The sequence below is a fragment of the Chengkuizengella sediminis genome, assembly GCF_010078385.1.
Lineage (GTDB): Bacteria > Bacillota > Bacilli > Paenibacillales > KCTC-33759 > Chengkuizengella > Chengkuizengella sediminis.
In genome coordinates this window covers 30,885-47,480 of record NZ_SIJC01000003.1, presented here as the reverse complement: position 1 = coordinate 47,480, position 16,596 = coordinate 30,885, and the positions used below count along the sequence as shown (strand labels likewise).

The 16,596-nt window shown below is 34.1% G+C and carries 12 protein-coding genes; 7 read left to right on the top strand and 5 right to left on the bottom strand.

Annotated elements, in window-relative coordinates; translation table 11 throughout:
- Position 1 precedes the first annotated feature (1 nt).
- From EPK97_RS07405 to EPK97_RS07390, 4 genes are all read left to right on the top strand, one after another.
- A complete protein-coding gene (locus EPK97_RS07405) occupies positions 2 to 637 on the top strand; it encodes a YigZ family protein (protein ID WP_162035992.1) in 636 nt (211 codons plus the stop codon).
- 65 nt (positions 638 to 702) lie between these two features.
- Positions 703 to 1,893, top strand: a complete 1,191-nt coding sequence (locus EPK97_RS07400) for an MFS transporter (protein WP_162035991.1) — start codon at positions 703 to 705, stop codon at positions 1,891 to 1,893.
- 242 nt (positions 1,894 to 2,135) lie between these two features.
- Positions 2,136 to 5,822 (top strand): glycosyl hydrolase, encoded by a 3,687-nt coding sequence (locus tag EPK97_RS07395; protein ID WP_162035990.1) that lies wholly within the window; start codon positions 2,136 to 2,138, stop codon positions 5,820 to 5,822.
- 375 nt (positions 5,823 to 6,197) lie between these two features.
- Positions 6,198 to 6,836, top strand: a complete 639-nt coding sequence (locus EPK97_RS07390) for a fibronectin type III domain-containing protein (RefSeq protein WP_162035989.1) — start codon at positions 6,198 to 6,200, stop codon at positions 6,834 to 6,836.
- 370 nt (positions 6,837 to 7,206) lie between these two features.
- Here the strand turns inward: EPK97_RS07390 and EPK97_RS21365 are convergent, their stop codons facing one another.
- Positions 7,207 to 7,380, bottom strand: coding sequence for a hypothetical protein (locus tag EPK97_RS21365; protein WP_170295486.1), 174 nt, complete (start codon positions 7,378 to 7,380; stop codon positions 7,207 to 7,209).
- 305 nt (positions 7,381 to 7,685) lie between these two features.
- On the opposite strand from EPK97_RS21365, the gene EPK97_RS07385 reads away from it, so the two are divergent.
- Complete coding sequence (locus tag EPK97_RS07385; protein WP_240903728.1) at positions 7,686 to 8,594, top strand: branched-chain amino acid transaminase; 909 nt, start codon at positions 7,686 to 7,688, stop codon at positions 8,592 to 8,594.
- A gap of 462 nt (positions 8,595 to 9,056) precedes the next feature.
- Here EPK97_RS07385 and rlmD read toward each other — a convergent pair whose 3' ends face one another.
- From rlmD to EPK97_RS07365, 4 genes are all read right to left on the bottom strand, one after another.
- Entirely contained in the window at positions 9,057 to 10,457 is a 1,401-nt protein-coding gene (rlmD, locus tag EPK97_RS07380) for a 23S rRNA (uracil(1939)-C(5))-methyltransferase RlmD (RefSeq protein WP_162035988.1), read from the bottom strand.
- 267 nt (positions 10,458 to 10,724) lie between these two features.
- A complete protein-coding gene (locus EPK97_RS07375; RefSeq protein WP_162035987.1) occupies positions 10,725 to 11,255 on the bottom strand; it encodes a hypothetical protein in 531 nt (176 codons plus the stop codon).
- Positions 11,256 to 11,851: 596 nt separating this feature from the next.
- Positions 11,852 to 13,081 (bottom strand): NADH:flavin oxidoreductase/NADH oxidase family protein, encoded by a 1,230-nt coding sequence (locus tag EPK97_RS07370; RefSeq protein ID WP_162035986.1) that lies wholly within the window; start codon positions 13,079 to 13,081, stop codon positions 11,852 to 11,854.
- 99 nt (positions 13,082 to 13,180) lie between these two features.
- The gene (locus EPK97_RS07365; RefSeq protein ID WP_162035985.1) at positions 13,181 to 13,759 is read right to left on the bottom strand and encodes a TetR/AcrR family transcriptional regulator; all 579 of its coding nucleotides are present in this window, start codon (positions 13,757 to 13,759) and stop codon (positions 13,181 to 13,183) included.
- A gap of 207 nt (positions 13,760 to 13,966) precedes the next feature.
- On the opposite strand from EPK97_RS07365, the gene EPK97_RS07360 reads away from it, so the two are divergent.
- Entirely contained in the window at positions 13,967 to 15,715 is a 1,749-nt protein-coding gene (locus EPK97_RS07360; protein WP_162035984.1) for a B12-binding domain-containing radical SAM protein, read from the top strand.
- A gap of 116 nt (positions 15,716 to 15,831) precedes the next feature.
- The gene (locus EPK97_RS07355; RefSeq protein WP_162035983.1) at positions 15,832 to 16,551 is read left to right on the top strand and encodes a Fic family protein; all 720 of its coding nucleotides are present in this window, start codon (positions 15,832 to 15,834) and stop codon (positions 16,549 to 16,551) included.
- Positions 16,552 to 16,596 lie beyond the last annotated feature (45 nt).

Below are 16,596 nucleotides of genomic sequence, written 5' to 3'. Positions count from 1 at the left end.
GATGGAATTAGATTCATATAAAACATTGAAACAATCAGGTTCAGCAGAAGTTGTCATCAAAAAATCTAGGTTTATTGGACATGCAACACCAGTAACATCTGAAGAAAAAGCGATTGAGTTTATTGCTAAAATTCGAAAAGAACATTCTGCTGCAACACATAACTGTTTTGCTTATATTGTTGGAGAGAGGGATCAATTTCAGAAACAGTCAGATGATGGGGAACCAAGTGGAACCGCTGGAAGACCCATTTTAGAAGTGATTAAAAATCAAGGTTTGAAAAATATTGCAGTAGTTGTGACACGATATTATGGTGGAATTATGCTTGGAGCTGGCGGTCTTATTCGAGCTTATACAGAGGGAGCGGTTGTTGGAATTGAAGCGTCACAACCCATCACCAAGAAACTTCACCAAGAAGTTAACGTAGAAGTGGATTATACTTGGCATGGAAAAGTGGAGAATGAATTACGTAATCGTGATATGATGATAAAGGATATTCTGTTTACAGATAAAGTAACTCTTGTATGTTTACCACTAGCTGTTGAATTAGAACAGTTCATCGCAAATATGGTTGATTTTACACAAGGACAAGGTAAAGTTACACAAGGTGAACAGCAATATATTGATCATTCTATATAAATATTTCAAAAAAGAATGATATTAACTACACTGAAATTAACTAATAGTAATACGAGGACAAACTTATGAACTTTCGATTTTGGATACTCATTGGCATTGTAGCCATATCAGGATTTAATCAAGGATTACTACTTCCTTTAATTGCAATTATATTTGAAAATGATGGTGTTTCTTCTTCTATTAATGGGCTGAACGCAGCTGCATTATATATTGGGATTTTATTTATTACACCTTTTATGGAACCCCAACTAAGGAAATATGGGTATAAACCAATTATTATTTTTGGAGGTTTGCTCATTATCGTATCCTTGGCACTATTTCCGTTATGGAAAACATTTTGGTTTTGGTTTGTGTTACGTTTCATCATCGGTATTGGTGATCATGCTCTTCATTTTTCAACACAAACATGGATTACTACAACATCAGCAGCCAATAAACGTGGTCGGAATATCTCATTATATGGGCTTTCCTTTGGCATTGGGTTAGCAGTTGGACCTTTAATGACACCTCTCGTTCAAATCAGTGAGGCACTCCCTTTTATGTTGTCTTCCTTATTATGTTTTATAGCTTGGATGTTGATTTTCATATTAAAGAATGAACATCCAGAGCAAACGAATGAGTCCGATTCGTTTAGAGAAATGATGAATCGATTTTCAAAAGCATGGAAATATGGATGGGTAGCCATTCTACCTCCACTTGGGTATGGCTTTTTAGAGGCTTCGTTGAATGGGAGTTTTCCAGTGTATGGACTTCGCATAGGGTTTGATGTTGAAAATATATCTTTTCTACTTTTTGCATTTGCTCTGGGTGCGATCGTATTTCAGCTTCCCCTTGGGATGTTAAGTGACAAGGTTGGTAGAAGAAATGTATTAATTACGATTTTATTGCTAGGGATGATTAGCTTTTCAATTGCTAGTTTACTAGAGCACTCATTATCTGCACTGACAATTTGTTTATTTATCGCTGGAATGGTTGTTGGATCAACCTTTTCATTAGGGATAAGTTATATGACTGATTTATTACCTAAAAATTTGTTGCCCGCGGGGAATTTGTTATGTGGTGTAGCTTATAGTGTAGGCAGCTTAGCAGGACCTTATTTTGGAGGTATTATCATTCAATATTTTAAATCAATCAGCTTTTTCCATATCGTAGCCTTTGTTTTGTTTTTATTATTGATAGCGGTGGTATCTTTCAGACAGCAGAATACGACTAAATCTGAACAGCCTATGTATAAAAAATCCGTGAACACTCCATGACTTTAAATTTTAAAATTTTTCTTTTTTTTAGCATATTTTTCATATACAGTCACTATAAGTTACTGTATACTATAAATAAAAACATGTTGTAAACGATTACATTTTGTATACGTAATCGTATAACTCCAAGTAATGAGAAACCTACTAAGAATTTGATAAGAAAGAGGTGAATGCAGCTTTAACACAGTATTGAAATCGATTTCAATAGGTAGTTAAATTCAAATTTTTTGGGAGGTATATATTTGAAAAAGTTAAGTATGATTTTATTGTCATTATCCCTTATTCTTGTTGTTTTTCCATTAACATCTTTAGGTTTTAATGGTGAAGTGAATGTAGGTCAAGGAAGTTATTCCGACATCTTACCCCCAGGCGCAACGAATATACAATCAGCGATATATAAAACTTCGAATGTTACGGGACCTATGCCAACAAACGACTGGTGGAGCTCAACAGCTTTTCAGGCTTACTCTGAAAGGCAATATCCACATCCACTAGCTGTATGGAATCAATCAGGAGGCTTAAGAATTTTTAACCCTTCTCCAGAAATTGAAGGTTTAAATGGATTTATTAAAGGCTGGATGGGGGAAGTAGATGGGAACGACTTTACAGTTGGGCATAGTAATGTTGGTGCGTTCCCAGATACAAAAGTAGATAGTTATAGTGATTGGTTTGTTAGCAATTTATTTGCAAGTGGTTCAAATACGATGAAAGTATCTTATGGTCATGGATCTCCATATGTTTATTTTACTTATTCAGGTGGGAATCCTAGATTAACGTTTCCGGGTACGCCATCGGTATGGTCTGGAAATGCTAACAGTCCTGTCTTAGGAATTACGATTAATAATAGACATTATGCTTTATTTGGTCCTTCTGGTTCCACATGGTCAGGAATTGGAAGTTCCACTTTAACGAACAACTTAAATGGAAACGATTACTTTTCAATTGCCGCGCTTCCAGACAATTCAACATCAACACTAAATAAATTTACACAATATGCATATTCTCATGTTACAGATACATTGATATCTTGGTCTTACAATGAAAATACGAGTCAGGTCACAACAACTTATACTTATACAACAAATCAAAAGGAAGGCTCTCAAACAGGTACTATTTTTGCTCTATATCCTCATCAATGGAAACATACCTCAAAGTCATTACTGAGTTATTCTTACGATTCAGTGCGCGGAACGATGAAGGTGGCAGAAGGGGATTCATTCCAAACTAATATGACGTTCACTGGGGTGATACCAGCTATTCCTGATTTAGGAACTTATGATATGTCTGTCTTAGCGGGATACGTGAATGAAGCTGAAGGTGAGGTTTACTCAGGTCTCATTGATACGTATTGGGTAGGAAAACGTTTAGGCAAAATGACTACTTTAGCAACGATAGCAGACCAAGTAGGAGATACAACCGCATCGAATCAGTTTAGAAATGAGATTAAAGACAGATTAGAAGATTGGTTTACAGCTAGTGAACCAGGTGGGAATTTGGGAAGTACTGAAGTATTTTATTATAACGATAATTGGGGTACGATGTTTGGTTATCCAGATAGTTATGGATCTGTAACGGATTTAAATGACCATCATTTTCATTACGGATATTTTATTCGCTCTGCAGCAGAAATTGCCAGGGTAGATTCAAACTGGTCTTCATCATCCAATTGGGGAGGTATGGTAGATTTATTGATTCGTGATATTGCGAGTGATGATCGTAACGATACCATGTTTCCTTTCTTGAGAAATTTTGATATTTATGCCGGACATTCTTGGGCTTCAGGTAATGCCAACTTTGGAGATGGCAACAATAATGAATCTTCTTCTGAGGGCATGAATGCTTGGACAGGAATGATTTTATGGGGTGAGGCCACGGGTGATACGGCTCTCCGTGATTTAGGAATTTACCTTTATACAACGGAAATGAATGCGATTAATGAATACTGGTTTGATGTGTCGGGTGAAAATCATCATGCTGGTTTTAATCGAGAGACAGCGAGTATGTTATGGGGAGGAAAAACCGTTGGTGATGGTGTTTGGTGGACTGGGAACCCTGAAGAAATCCATGGCATCAATTGGCTTCCATTCCAGTCAGGATCGTTATATTTAACGCAATTCCCAGCTTATACAGAATTGAATTACAATGCTTTAATTAATGAGAATCAAGGTACGAATTGGGATGCTTGGGAAGATCTCATTTGGATGTATCGAGCGATAGAAGACCCAGCCGATGCACTAAGTCAATACAATGCAAGAGCCAATGTATTCACACCAGAAGCAGGGAATTCTAAAGCCAATACTTATCACTGGATTCATAATTTAAATGCAATTGGAACAGTTGATACTTCTATTACAGCAGATTATCCTTTATATGCAGTGTTTAAAAAAGGAAATACTAATACGTATATTGCTTACAATATGTCAAATAGCGTGAAAACAGTAAACTTCTCTGATGGCACTTCCATTGTTGTTCAACCAAATAGCTTTAATACTGGAAATGGGCAAGCGGATACCACACCTCCAAGTCAACCAACAAATGTTACGGTTACGGGAAGCACTTCAAGCAGTATAAGTTTATCTTGGAATGCATCTACAGATAATGTGGGTGTGACTGGATATGATGTGTATCGCGATGGCAGTTTTGCAGGAACATCTAATTCAACAACTTATAATGATAATGGTCTTACAGCAAGCACAACCTATACTTACACAGTAGTAGCAAAGGATGGAGCTGGAAATGCATCTACTGCAAGTAGCTCAGTTCAAGGTACAACAGATCAATCAAATGATCAGACGCCTCCAAGTCAACCTGGAAATGTAGCGGTAACGGGAACCACATCAGATAGTGTAAGTTTATCTTGGAATGCATCTACAGATAATGAAGGAGTTACAGGTTATGAAGTGTATCGAGATGGCAGTTTAGCTGGAACATCAACTACTACGAGTTATACTGATAATGGTCTAACAGCCAATACGACGTATAGTTACACAGTCATTGCAAAGGATGCAGCAGGAAACTCCTCTACTGCTAGTAGTGCTGTTCAAGCGACAACAAGTGATGTTGGATCTGGTAACGTCATTATTGAGAACGATTACACAATTGAAATGGTGGAAACAAACGCTAGTACGGCATTATTTAAATTCACTCCTACATCAGGAACATCCAATTTTGTTGATTTTCATTATAAAGTCAACAATGGTGGACAAATCAATGTAGGGACAGTTAATAATGGTGGTGTATGGGAATATACAATTACTGGACTGAGTCAAGGAGATTTGATTGATTTCAACTATACGTATACCATTGGTATGCCAGCATATAACTCTCCTGATTATCAATTTACATTTGGCTCTGGAGGCGGTGGTCAGCCAGACACAACACCTCCTACAACACCATCATTAAGTTCAACAGGTCAATCAGATACGACAGTAGATCTTTCTTGGTCAGCATCAACGGATAATGTTGGAGTTACAGGATACAAGGTATATCGAGATGGATCAGAAGTAGGTTCAACATCCTCAACTTCTTTCCAAGATACAGGACTTTCTTCTTCAACCTCGTATAATTACACAGTGAGAGCTTTGGATGCTGCTGGAAATGAATCAGCTTCAAGTAATACAGTAACAGTAACAACGGATGCTCCATCTGGAAATACTATTATTGTTACAGATGATTATACAATTGAAATACAAAACTTAAATTCAACAAGTGCACTGTTTAAGTTTACACCAAATGCAGGATCTAACTTTGTAGACTTACATTACAATGTGGATAATGGGGGTCAACTTAATGTTGCTACTTCTAACAATGGCGGTACATGGGAGTACACAGTGAATGGCTTAAATTCGGGCAGTCACGTAGACTTTTTCTATACATTTACAATTGGTACTCCAGCCTATGATACTCCGCCTTATGGATATGATCATTAAACAACATATAGGGTATCTATAACTGAGCCTACTAAAAGGAAAAGCGATTTAATGTTATATTGACGTAATTAATACAAAAAAATTAACATGAATAGTGGAAAAACAAAAGAGGGATCCTTTAAGGTCCCTCTTTTGTTTTTCACTTAATAATTTATATACACGTCCATAAGGTAACCTCAGCATTATACATGAAAATTTATAATTATAAGGAAATATAAGATAATTAAAGGAAAATAGTTCTAAATCATAAATGTATACGCTTCATTCAATAAATACAGCTGTATATTCAATTTTACTATATTAAATCATGTGAACTATAATGACATAGAAAAGAAAGTATGGCCAGCTTTCAAACCAAAAATTAGGAGGATTTATATGTTTACATTTTTAACCAAGAAAAAAATGGTAGTATTGCTGACATCACTTATGATGATTATTGCTAGTATTTCTCCTTCATTAGCTACTGAAACAACAGAAATAGAAGCACCAACAAATTTACAAACTAGTATATCAACAAACTTAGAATATTCTAAAATTGTTTTAAACTGGGATTATTCTGATTTATCGAATATTGATCATTTCAATGTTTACTCTAGTGTTGATCTAAATGCAATGAGATTACATGCAGCGTATCCTACAACGACTGAATTTATTGATCCCCAAGGTGTTTATGCCAATACAACTCGTTATTATTATGTAACAGCAGTGGATGTAAACGGAAACGAATCAGAACCTTCTAATATTGCAACATTTAATGCAGGAAATTATACAAATTCTGGAAATATTTATATTGGCTGGAGTAAGGTAGATCCTAATGCAGGTGCGTACTGGGTAAGCCAAGGTTATCAAGCTGATTATGTCATCATGCATTATACTAAAAATGGTGTGCCGCAAAATGTAAAAATGTCAAGTGCAGGTGGTGGTTCTTGGGTGTTATCCTTTGGTAATATTCGTGAAATCTTAAATGTTAGCTTCACATGGCACATTGCAGGGTTTCAATATGATAGTGAGTAATATTGAAAAACTATGAAATTATAAATACATAAGATATTAATTTATAGTGAGTTAAAAAATTGAGATGTAATAGGGTTGCGAATTTGCAACCCTATATTTTTTTCGCAATAATATAACATATACTTAACATAAATAAAAAGGTATATGTGTAAAATACAAATTAATGTTAACTTAAAATAATTAACGATCATGTATACATGATATGCAATGAATGATTTTTGTATAAAAATACTCCCCTTCAAGGAATCAGATTATTTAAAATCTATCCACCTTTAGGGGAGCATATCAATTCTCATGGAATTTTTCAATTTCCCTCAAATTACAAAATTGGAAATTGAGTGTTGAATGCTATGTTTCGAACATATAACTTTTATTGCAATCCAGCTTTTTCCATGGCTTGATCCCAATTAGGAAAGTAGTAAAGGGCGTTTTTCATTAAATCGGGATGTGTTTTTTTTACACTTTTTTTGGCTAATGTTTCACCATTGTTATGTAATTCTACAATTTGAGTAAGCACTTCCTCAGGACTCATATTTGTTTCCAATACCTACTTCACATCCTTTTTATTTTATATATTATATTATCCATCATTTCTAAAGTGGAATTGATTTATTCAATTTTCTGTTTTTTAATTGTCATCGATTAAAACTTTATTTGATTTGATGAATATGAATGACTCAAAAGCTTTGCTTGCATGGAGATCGTTTGTTTCCATTTGAATTTGTGGATCACATCTTTCTAAACCATCCTCCTTCACCTGCTTCGCCTATAATTGTAACTATTGTACACTTATCCTCATATTAATATCATACATAGCACATTAAATAAAAAATGGAAGTGGTTGTCATCATGTTGATTTTTGATCAAGGGAAATTTGTACCTGAGAAAAAAGCGACTGTCAATGCAAGAAATAAAGCATTAAATTATGGTTTAGGATGCTTCGAAGGAATTAGAGCCTTTTGGAATGAAGACAAACAACAATTATTTATATTTCGAGTTAGAGATCATTACAAAAGATTTGAAAATTCAGGGGAAATAGTAACCGTCTTTGTCCCGTTTACCGTAGATGAATTAATTCGTGCAACTATTAAGTTATTACGAATAAATAAAATAAGGGAAGATGTATATATACGTCCACTTTGTATTAATGGAGAAAACTCCATCCCCCTTACCTTATTCAATACCTCTAATCGAGTATTCATTTTTGCTACGCCTCTTGATGTTGGAAAGCAAATTTTAAAGTTAAGTATTTCTTCTTGGAGGCGAAATAGCAGTAATGCCATTGCTCCACAAGCAAAAGCTACAGGTGCTTATATGAACTCCGCATTAGCTTCATCTGAAGCACAGCTTGCTGGTTTTGATGATGCCATCTTTCTAAATCAAGATGGCAAAGTCGTTGAAGCGCCAACAGATAATATTTTTATTGTGAAAAATAATACTTTATTTACACCCCCTATTTCAGACGATGTCCTGAAAGGGATTACTCGTGATACAGTAATAAAAATAGCTGAAAAAGAGTTTGGAATCAAAACGATTATAAAAAGTTTAGTGAGGTCACAGCTTTATACAGCTGATGAAGTATTCATCACTGGTACAGCAACGGGTATTAAAACTGTCGTACAAATAGATGAAAGAACGATTGGAACTGGCAAAGAAGGACCTGTTACTAGAAAAATTAAGGACTTATATAATCAAATTGTAAGAGGTAATGTTCCAAAATATAAGTTCTTTCTGACCCCAGTCTATAAAAAAAGATAACATAATTATAGTGATCTAACGCTACATGTACTCTTCACTTTTGTAGCATTATTTTTGTACATATCCTTCCTCTATAGCTTCCGTACACTATTAAACGATCACTTTCCTCTTGTATACTTTTTACGATGAGATATTATTCTATCCTTTGCATCCGCTCTTTCACTTTTTTCATTAAAATAGTATCTTGATACCACTGCACACTATCAATTTTTTTTGTTTTAAAACACTCAATATTGCAATAACACTCCAAGCTATAATTTCTGTGAATAAAGCTATGATATCTATGGAATAGTCCATTTTATTTAGAGCCCTCCCTTGTTGTATTGAGATAAATATCTTACTAGAGTCTACAAACATGATTTAATGGGGTTAACTTATCACCAGAAATAAAGCTCAAGCAAAAACGATGCTTGAGCTTTAAGAATAAATTAATTTTATAAAAAGAATTTGCTACATTGAGAATTACTTTTTTACAAACACAGCCACACTCTCAATTTGTGATGTATTAGGAAACATATCTACAGGTTGAATCCATTTGAGGTGGTAACCATTCCTTAATAGGTATGAACTATCTTTTGCTAAAGTTGATGGATTACAAGAAACATAAATGAATTTTTTTGTTTTTGCTCTTACTACTGACTGGAGTAGTTTATAGTCACATCCAGTACGAGGAGGATCAACAACAATCACATCAGGGCGAAATCCTTGATTCATCCATTTAGGCAGTAAGTTTTCAGATTTCCCTACATAAAATTGTGCGTTTTCAATTCCACTTAGTTTTGCATTTTTTTTAGCATCATTGATGGCTTCAGGAATTTCTTCAATCCCACGAACCTCTTTTACATAAGGTGCTAACCATAAACTTATCGTTCCTGTTCCACAATAAGCATCCACAATTTTTTCATGTCCTCTGATATCAGCGGCTTTTTTCACTGTGTTGTAAAGTTTAATCGTTTGCTCAGGATTCAATTGGAAAAATGCTCTTGGTGATAGAGAGAAATTTACATTTCCTAATGATTCTTTGATTTGTCTTCTTCCCCAAAGGATATTAGTTTTACTTCCAAAAATAATGGATGTTTTTGCAGAGTTAATATTCTGGGCTATCGTTGTAACTTCTGGAATATTTTCTCGAATTAACTCGATAAGTTGATCCAACTTAGGAACTTGTTCTTTTATTGTTACTAAAGTGAGTTGATTTTCATTGGACTTAAAACCTGTACGTACCACAATTGTTTTTAAGATCCCCTTATTATTCTTTTCATCATAAATGGGAATCCGTAGCTCTTGCACAATTTTCTTTGTTTCTTCAATAATATGATTGATCGTTGGATGATGAATAGGGCAACCTGTAATGTCCACTAACTGATGAGAGCGGGTTGAATAAAGCCCAGTCTGTACCGCACCTTTTTGAAAACCTACCTGATACTGTGCTTTATTTCGATAACCCCAAGGGTCCTCCATTCCGATGACAGGTCGAATATTTATTTTGGTTTTGTCTGTATAACGATTGAAGGATTCTCGAATGATATCCTCTTTTACATTTAACTGTTCTTTGTAGTCTAAATGCTGAAGCTGGCATCCTCCGCATTCTTCATAAATGGAACAATGAGGTTTCACACGATGTTCTGATTTTTGCTCGATTTCTACAAGTTCTGCTCTGATAAAGTTCGGTTGAATTTGTACTACTTTTGCTTTTACAACCTCATCAGGAAGAGCTCCTTCAATAAAAACCGCCTTCCTCTTGTAATACCCTACACCTTCACCATTAATACCGATCCTTTTAATAGTTACAACAAGTATCTCACCAGTTTTTAATTCTTGGGCTGCAGAGGTTGTGATGAATTTTTTCTTATTCTTTTCCATGACGTTTCTCTCCGTTTTACACTTTTATTTGAATTGGGTTTGTATTAATTATTTATTCTGCTTTACATCATAACAATGATAGGGTGGAAATACAATGGAGGGGGAGGTTGGGTTATTACGGGAAAAATATTTTTAGCTAGATAATTTATCAAGTATTACAACAAAACATCACTCTGATTTTTAGAGTGATGTTTTGTTGTAATTAATTATGTTGTAAAAATAAGGGTCAATTTGCTTTTTAATACTATTTAAGGTGAAAATGTAAATTTAATTATATATAAATATTTCCTTATCTCTATCAGAAAATATATACCTTATACTTTTTATCTTCCACTTACCATCTTCATTTATAAGATTTATTGAACTTTTTACTTTAATAAAAATTTCTTCATCTTTATTTGGATAATATAATTTCAAGGGAACCTCAACCTGATATCCGATCATATTATCTTCTATATCTTCAAAATATTGTTCAATTTTAACATTATCGTCTACTTTCATATTAAATTGTTGTGTTGAAGCAGCTTTTATATAGAGTCCCATAAGATTATATCTTGCAAACTGATCAAATCCTTCTGATGTAAAGTATGGCTCAAAATCATCCAACCACTCTGTCCATTTTTCAACTGTTACATTGTCCATAACATTCATATCCACTGTGTATAACTGGTCTGCAAACGCTTCGATTAATTCTCTTTGTTCCTTATCCTTATTTGTGAAATTAGTCATAAAATAAATTAAGGATACAATAAGACCTGAGAGGATCAATAAAGTAATAAACATTTTTCTTTTTGTCATTTGTCATACCTCCTAGTGAATTTTGTTAACAGAACTACATCTTTTGACGTTTAATTATAATTACGGAACACTTTTAAATGAGTTTCAATTTTTTCCATTTGGAAATTTGATATTTCAGTCCAATAGTCGCATTCTTTTCCTTCTATTTTTTCTGTTACAGTGAAAATGAAATTACAGAAGAAATAATAAATGAATTATCTGAGAAATATGATTTGGATTCCAGTAGAACTGAACCAGCATTAACTCAAGATAATTTGAAAGTTTACGAGGATTCAGCAGCAAAGAACGAAATGACCTTCATTACTAAATAATAAACATAAAACAAATCATCACTCCAATTTTTATAAGAGTGATGATTTGTTTTGAGAAAAGATATAAAAACCTATTACTGCAGTATACTTAAAAAAACAACAGTCCGTTATTTCCCTCTTATAACGGACTGTTGCCATGGGACATACATCCATTCAATATTTGATAGAATAGATGTATAATGTACCATTTTTTAACAACATTACCAATATAACATAGTTTATGCACTCGTGTAAATAATATTTGTGTGTCAATTAAGTGAAGACTTTACTTAATGATATATACAATCACTTTGCTCTTTGCAGTTGAAAAACTTCCTTCCCATTTTTAAAGATAGCTTGCAACAATGAGAACCAAACTGGGTAGTTAGGTCTTACACTTTTCCCTAAACCTATTCTTTCTATTTGTTGTGCATACCATGTAGTTTCCAGTAAAGAAATATCATCTATAAGTCTAATACCTGTTTGTTTAGGTTTAATATCTATTTTCTGTAGTTTGTTTAGGTTTAATAAATTCGGTAGATCTGGGCTGACAGCAAAAGGGCGGGCTAAACCTATAAAATCAGTTGCTTTAGAATGAAGTGCATTTTCCATTCCTTCTTTGCTTCTAAAACCACCTGTAACTAACAAAGGAATATTTACGGATTGACGGAGCTTTTCCGCAAAATCCAGAAAATAGGCTTCCCTTTTTTTAGTGCTTTCCTTAACATTACGACCTGTCATTTGAGGGCTTTCATATGACCCTCCTGAAATTTCTAACAGGTCAGCGCCTTCTTTTTCAAGGTGTGAAGCAACATAGATAGACTCTTCCTCCGTAAAACCAGCTTTCATGAAATCTGCTGAATTCATTTTTACTGCAATAGGAAAATCTCCGGTTGTTTGATTACGTATTTCTCTATAAATTTCAATTAAAAACTTCATTCTTCCATGAATATCACCACCCCATTCATCTTTGCGATGATTATGTCTAGGAGATAAAAACTGACTAATCAGATAACCGTGTGCAGCATGGATTTGAACACCCGAAAAACCTGCTTTTTGTGCAAGTTTGGCACTATAACCAAAACGTTGAATAATGTCTAATATCTCCTCATGTTTTAATTCTCTTGGTGGAGCAACAAAACGACCGATGTCTCCTTCTAATGGGATCGCCGAAGGAGCTACGGAATTATCCGTCATTCCTTTAAATGTCTGTTTACCTGGATGATTTAATTGCATCCAAAGCTGCGTATTGTTTTTTGTCCCTCTTTTTGCCCACGTTTCTAAAAAGGGAAGAACATCCTCATTCTCTACAACGATATTTCTGGGTTCTGCTAAAGCCTTCCGATCTACCATCACATGACCAGTGATCACAATCCCTGCTCCTCCATCCGCCCATTTTTCATACAATTTATATATTTTCTCATTCGGTTGAAAGTGAATATTGGCAAGGGCTTCACTCATTGCAGCTTTTACAATACGATTTTTTATTACCAACCCATTTTTTAATGTGAACTCTTCAAATAAAGGTGAATTCATTTTCCATCACGCTCCTGTTTGTATTCTATATTTTTATCTAAAATTTAAACTTAGACAGTCAATTGTTTGAACGTTCATTCAAATTTAAGCTAAAAAAATTTATTTATTGTTAGACAAGTAAGTTTCGAGCATATTTGCAAATGTTTCATAAGCTGAATCAGCTTCGAATTCTGGATCAACCATCATTTGCAATGATAATCCATCCATCACAGCGGTAATAATTCTTGCTAATCCTTTTATGTTTAGTTCTTCACTGATTGGAAGTCTGGATAGTTCATTTATCGTCTGCTCGCGATCCATCTTTGAACTTCGGGTTATTTCTTGAGCTCCTCTTTTTGAACGAAGGCCAATCGCAAATAACTCAAATCTTAAACGATGCCACTCAGGTTGGTTCTGTACTAACTGTTTAGGAACCTGTAGCGCTTCATGAATAAACTTATCTGACATCGGAATATTAGAAAGCTTTGATAACTCTTCACTATATCTACAGCTTTCTTCATGAAACAACTCAAATAAAAGGTCTTCTTTGCTTTCAAAATAATAGTTAATCAACCCTTGAGCGACGCCAGCTTCTTTGGCAATCTGCTTCATTGAGGTTTTATCATATCCTTGTTCTGCTAATACTTTATATGCAGCATCTACTATTTTTTGTTTTGTATCACTGTCATTTTTTTTCATTGAATGTGTTACACCTTTCTTGATTGAACGTTCATTCAAATTTATCAGAGTAAATCGTTTATGTCAAGTACGCGTTCCATCTTTTGCTTTGTAAAAATGTTCTAGATCATTGCTTTTGTTTCAAAGAATGGTACCATATGTTTTAGGCGAAAATAATATTAATACAAGCACGCAATAAAATGAATAGAAATTGGGGTATTTATATAAATGAAAGTGGCTGTATCTACATTAAATGCTAAATATATTCATACTTGTCTGGCATTACGTTACTTAAAAGCATTTAGTGAAAAAGATTTTGATATACAGATGGCAGAATTTACGATTAAAGATCCGGTCATGAACATTGTGTCTGATCTTTACCAAAAAGACGTCGATGTGATTGGTTTCTCCTGTTATATATGGAACATTGAAGAGACGATTACTGTAATTGAAATGTTAAAGAAAATAAAACCGGAGCTTAAAATTGTATTAGGCGGACCTGAAGTTTCTTATGATACAGATTATTGGATGAAGCGGATTCCAGAGGTTGATTTTATCGTGATGGGAGAAGGGGAAGAGACTTTTCATCATTTATTAACAGAAATACAAAACGAGCAAAAATATCATTTTGTGTATGGTGTTGCATATCGAAAAGAAGAGGAAGTTGTCATCAATCCTCCACGACCTAAATTAATTTTAAATGAGATTCCAACCCCATATCGATTTCAAGAAGATTTGCCAAATATAACTAATCGAATCGTATATTTTGAAACGAGTAGAGGTTGTCCTTTCAGCTGTCAATTTTGTTTATCTAGTATCGAGGTTGGTGTACGATATTTTGATATGGAAAGAACGAAGGCGGATTTGTTATTTTTAATTGAATCGGGTGCTAAATTAATCAAATTCGTAGACCGAACATTTAACATTAAAAGAGATTATGCGATGGAGGTTTTCGAGTTTTTGATTGAAAATCATCAGGGGTGTGTATTTCAGTTTGAGATTACTGCAGATATTATGCGTCCAGAAGTACTTGACTATTTATCTGAAAATGCACCTGAAGGCATCTTTCGTTTTGAGATTGGTGTACAGTCAACAAATGATGAAACAAACGATTTAATCCAAAGACGTCAAAACTTTGAAAAACTTTCAAGAACAGTAACAAAGGTTAAGGAAAGTAAAAAAATAGATCAGCATTTAGATTTAATTGCAGGATTGCCGAAAGAAGATTACACCTCATTTCGAAAAACCTTTAATGATGTTTTTGAATTAAGACCAGAGGAATTGCAGTTAGGTTTTTTAAAAATGCTTCGTGGAACAGGGATGCGTAATACAGCCCATAAACACGGATACAAGTATATGGATCGGGCTCCATATGAAATGTTAGAAAATGATATTATGTCGTTTTCAGACATCGTTCGGATTAAAAGAGTAGAGGACGTATTAGAAAAATACTGGAATGCACATCGTATGGATCATACTTTGGAATATTTAATTCAACATGAATTTGATTCTGCTTTTGATTTTTTCCAAGAATTCGGTGATTATTGGGAAGAGCAAGGCTGGCAAAAAATTGGTCACCAGCTCGAAAACTTATTTACAAGGTTAATGTCATTTTTAAAACATCGCAACACAAAAAGTATAGAAGTAATTGAAGGACTGATGAAACTAGACTATTTTTTAAACCATAAATATAAACCACGTAAAATTTGGTGGGAACCAACGTTAGATAAAAAACAGCATGCACATTACATGAAATGGATCGCTGAAAAACCTGAAGTTGTATCTGATTCATTTGCCAAATTGAATATGAGTGAAAAAGATATGTTTAAACATGTTGTGCTTGAGGTTCTACCATTTGATTATGAAGCCTTTACTGATGAGGGGATCATTCATACCGAATCCAGTACGTTACTTATAGTAACCTTTCAAACAAACATGAACAAAAAAACTGAGACTTATACGGTGGATTTAATTTGATTTAAAGGTTTAAGTCCTCATAAAGAAAATGAACAAAAAGGTTTTAAAAAAGGATTTAATTGCTCACTAGAGAAGTAACTTAAGGTAAGTAATAATCATCGGTCGGGGTGAATCAAATGTTTGAAGCAGTAGATGAAATGAAAAGAAAATTGGATACTAAACGACCATTACCTGCTACTACATTGAAAAGCTTGAGAGATCATTTGATGCTCGAGTGGACTTTCCATTCTAATGCAATTGAAGGAAACACATTAACATTATCTGAAACAAAAGTTGCTCTAGAGGGAATTACCGTTGGTGGAAAAACGATTAAAGAACATTTAGAAGTTATCAATCACAAAAAGGCCATATTACTAGTTGAAGAAATAGTTCGAAATCATGAAAAATTATCAGAATGGCAAATGAAAAATATACACCGATTGATTTTAAAGGGAATTGATGACGAGCATGCAGGTGTGTATAGAAAAGAGAATGTAATTATTAGTGGGGCTAAACACATTCCTCCCGATGCATTAAATGTTCCGATTCAAATGCAGGAATTACAAAAGTGGTATGACACACAGAAGCTGCATCCTATTGAAACAGCCTCTATCTTACACATTGAATTTGTGAAAATTCACCCTTTTGTTGATGGGAGTGGGAGAACAGCAAGGTTATTGGTAAACCTTGAATTGATGAAAAATGGATATCCTCCTATCATTATTGAGAAGGAAGGACGTTCACAATACTATGCAGTTCTAGATAAAGCTCATATAACAGGTGATAATGATGATTTTGTAAAGTTAATAGTTAATGCGTTGGTTAACACATATCAGTTGTATTTTAAAGTACTTTAAAAATTCAAATAGAAATGTTTTAAGCTGTCATGCGACAGGTTATGT

Excerpts from the sequence above, each read along its gene's own strand:
- EPK97_RS07405 (WP_162035992.1), top strand. The coding sequence starts at position 2 with ATGGAATTAGATTCATATAAAACATTGAAACAATCAGGTTCAGCAGAA.
- EPK97_RS07400 (WP_162035991.1), top strand. The coding sequence starts at position 703 with ATGAACTTTCGATTTTGGATACTCATTGGCATTGTAGCCATATCAGGA.
- EPK97_RS07390 (WP_162035989.1), top strand. The coding sequence starts at position 6,198 with ATGTTTACATTTTTAACCAAGAAAAAAATGGTAGTATTGCTGACATCA.
- EPK97_RS07385 (WP_240903728.1), top strand. The coding sequence starts at position 7,686 with ATGTTGATTTTTGATCAAGGGAAATTTGTACCTGAGAAAAAAGCGACT.
- rlmD (WP_162035988.1), bottom strand. The coding sequence starts at position 10,457 with ATGGAAAAGAATAAGAAAAAATTCATCACAACCTCTGCAGCCCAAGAA.
- EPK97_RS07375 (WP_162035987.1), bottom strand. The coding sequence starts at position 11,255 with ATGACAAAAAGAAAAATGTTTATTACTTTATTGATCCTCTCAGGTCTT.
- EPK97_RS07370 (WP_162035986.1), bottom strand. The coding sequence starts at position 13,081 with ATGAATTCACCTTTATTTGAAGAGTTCACATTAAAAAATGGGTTGGTA.
- EPK97_RS07365 (WP_162035985.1), bottom strand. The coding sequence starts at position 13,759 with ATGAAAAAAAATGACAGTGATACAAAACAAAAAATAGTAGATGCTGCA.
- EPK97_RS07360 (WP_162035984.1), top strand. The coding sequence starts at position 13,967 with ATGAAAGTGGCTGTATCTACATTAAATGCTAAATATATTCATACTTGT.
- EPK97_RS07355 (WP_162035983.1), top strand. The coding sequence starts at position 15,832 with ATGTTTGAAGCAGTAGATGAAATGAAAAGAAAATTGGATACTAAACGA.